At 47.5% G+C, this 2,737-nt stretch carries 4 protein-coding genes; 1 reads left to right on the top strand and 3 read right to left on the bottom strand.

The window, feature by feature from the left end:
• Positions 1-40 precede the first annotated feature (40 nt).
• The 3 genes from DBO31_RS02295 to DBO31_RS02285 form a co-directional block, all read right to left on the bottom strand.
• On the bottom strand, positions 41-955 hold the full coding sequence (locus tag DBO31_RS02295; RefSeq protein WP_150824339.1) for an RluA family pseudouridine synthase: 915 nt from the start codon (positions 953-955) through the stop codon (positions 41-43).
• A gap of 11 nt (positions 956-966) precedes the next feature.
• Entirely contained in the window at positions 967-1,401 is a 435-nt protein-coding gene (lspA, locus tag DBO31_RS02290; protein WP_075581475.1) for a signal peptidase II, read from the bottom strand.
• 168 nt (positions 1,402-1,569) lie between these two features.
• A complete protein-coding gene (locus DBO31_RS02285) occupies positions 1,570-1,734 on the bottom strand; it encodes a DUF362 domain-containing protein (protein ID WP_059075522.1) in 165 nt (54 codons plus the stop codon).
• A 516-nt stretch (positions 1,735-2,250) separates the two neighbouring features.
• On the opposite strand from DBO31_RS02285, the gene DBO31_RS02280 reads away from it, so the two are divergent.
• Positions 2,251-2,737 (top strand): response regulator transcription factor (locus tag DBO31_RS02280; protein WP_150824338.1); only part of this gene is annotated, 487 nt, incomplete at its 3' end.

Raw genomic sequence — 2,737 nt, 5'->3', positions numbered from 1 at the left:
TTAAAATCGTCTTTACCTTCCACATGGATATTCCCTCACTTTAACGACGTTCCGCCTGCTGCAGGCAGGCCATAAAATCAGCCGGTGCCGGTGCTTCAAAATGCATAGTCTCTCCCGTAACCGGATGAACCAGATCCAGACAATGAGAATGCAGTGCCTGCCCTTCAATGGGAAAATGGTCTTTTTTAAATCCATACAACGGGTCATTGACTACGGGATGATGGATATATGCCATGTGGACACGGATCTGATGAGTCCGCCCCGTTTCCAATTTGCATTCTACCCATGTATAATCTCCAAACCGTTTCAATACCCGGAAATGGGTCACCGCTTCCCGGCCGCCTTTAACGATTACGGCCATCTTAATCCGGTCTTTGGGATGGCGTCCGATAGGCGCATCGATAGTCCCCCGTTCTTCTACGATATTGCCATGTACGAGTGCCCAGTATGTCCGGTGTGCCGTATGAGCTTTGATTTGCTCTGCCAGTCCACGATGTGCTTCATCCGTCTTGGCCGCTACCATGACACCAGACGTGTCCTTATCCAGCCGGTGTACGATACCCGGCCGGATGACGCCGTTAATACCGGATAATTCCCCTTTGCAATGGAACAGGAGCGCATTGACCAGCGTCCCATCCGGATTGCCCGCTGCCGGATGCACAACCATGCCCCGGGCTTTATTGACGACGATGATATGGGAATCTTCGTAAAGAATATCGAGGGGAATATCCTGCGGCTCTGCTTTCAGTTCTTCCTGAACGACTAGCCGCATGGCTATGGCGTCACCGGGACAGAGGCGGTAATTCGGTTTGACCGGCCGACCATTGACGGTCCCGTCTCCGTCTTCAATGAGCTGGCGGGAAAAGCTGCGGGAAAGAGAAAGTTCTTTCGACAAATAGGCATCAAACCGCTTACCCGCATCAGCAGCCGATGCTTCCAACAACCGTGTTTCCATGAGTTCCTCCGTCAATCTGAATGATGAGTCCAGCAATACCACAATAACAAAGCCACTCCGGCAACGATACCTATATCTGCCACATTAAAGACAGGCCAGATACGGAAATCAAAGAAATCAGTGACTGCCCCCCGTAAAAACCGGTCCAGGGCATTTCCCAGGGCACCGCCCAACAGCAGGCCGGCGCCTGTATACACCCAGCCGTTTTGAGGCAGTTTTTTCCGGAACAGGCCATACAGCACAAATAACAACAGGGCAATAGCGAGAAAAACCCAGCGCTGATTTTCTAAAATGCCAAAAGCTGCCCCTTTATTCAATATATACGTAATATGAAAAAATCCCGGCAGAACCGGAATCGATTCGTGAAGTTCCATGCACTGGCGGATCCATACTTTGCTGCCCTGATCTAACAGGGTTACCAGCAGTGCAATAGCAAAAACGTACACAAACACCCTCCTGCCGCAAAACTGCAGGCAATATATAAAATCTGACCGACATTATCCTATCATAGAAATGTCCCGCTAGCAAGAAGCGGCTTTCCGGCTTCGCTCCTCCCCCGTACAGAAAAAGACCGCCGCACATGGGCGCGGCGGTCTTTTAAACGAGCTATCGGCTTATTCAGCGGAGATAGCACCGGTCGGACATACGGATTCGCAAGAACCGCAGTCGATGCAGGCGTCAGTAACAACGTACTTCGTTTCGCCTTCTTCGATAGCACCGGTCGGGCAAGCGCCTGCGCAGGAACCGCATTTTACGCATTCATCAGAAATTACATGCATGTTTTTCACCTCCAGAAAATTATGAGCAGGGAGTAACTCCCTTCATCTCGTCCATTATTACACGAATGATTTAAAATGTCAATCAAGACCGTAACAGTGCAGTTTCCTGCCATTTCGGACAGATTAAGCCTGGCAGGCATTTAAAAATTTTTTCTGCTTATTTCGCTCATATGTAGAAAAAGAACCGGCGAGGGGAGCCGGTTCTCTTCTGGTAAAGCATCATCGGGGGAAGACGATACTTTATGGTCAAAGATATAAGATAGGGGTGTTCGAGGGGTATATGAACAACTTATATCTTCAACAAGTCGTAGATTCTTTCTACATGTATATAATACCAAGTATTTTTTAAAAGTAAATGAAAATAAGATTAAAATTAGATTAAATTTTACTTTTTTATTTCCCATTCTAATTGTAAACATTCTATATATGAGTTAATGTCAAATTATAGTACAAAAAGCGGCATATGTAATGTATAATATAGAAAGCAGAGATGTTCGCCTGAAAGGAGCTGATAGAATGAGCGGAAGATCTCATATATTAATCGTTGAAGATGAAAAACAAATCGCCCGCTTCATCCAGATGGAGCTGGAGCATGAAGGATATGAGTGTGATATCGAATATAATGGCACCAAGGCCATGGAACGCATCGGCCAGAACCATTTCGACCTCATCCTGCTAGATATCATGCTGCCCGATGTAGACGGTCTGACACTGTGTCAGCGTACGCGGGAAATCTCCAATGTCCCCATCATGTTCCTGTCAGCCAAAGACGATGTGGAAACCAAAGTCGCCGGCCTCGACATGGGTGGTAATGATTATCTGACCAAGCCTTTCAACAGTAAAGAACTACTAGCCCGCATCCGCGTCCTGCTCCGCGACCGAAACACAGACAAATCGTCAGAAAACTTCCTCCATCTCCAGGATATGACTCTGTATCTGGATCGCCATGAGGTGGAAGTTGCCGGCCGCAAACTACTATTGACGAAAAAGGAATTTGAACTGC

The sequence above is a fragment of the Megasphaera sp. DJF_B143 genome, assembly GCF_900320625.1.
GTDB classification, from domain to species: Bacteria; Bacillota; Negativicutes; order Veillonellales; family Megasphaeraceae; genus Megasphaera; species Megasphaera hexanoica.
This window is presented reverse-complemented; position numbering and strand designations above follow the sequence as displayed.

What these genes read in the sequence shown, in the direction of transcription:
- DBO31_RS02295 (WP_150824339.1), bottom strand. Translation starts at nt 955, where the DNA reads ATGGAAACACGGTTGTTGGAAGCATCGGCTGCTGATGCGGGTAAGCGG.
- DBO31_RS02285 (WP_059075522.1), bottom strand. Translation starts at nt 1,734, where the DNA reads ATGCATGTAATTTCTGATGAATGCGTAAAATGCGGTTCCTGCGCAGGC.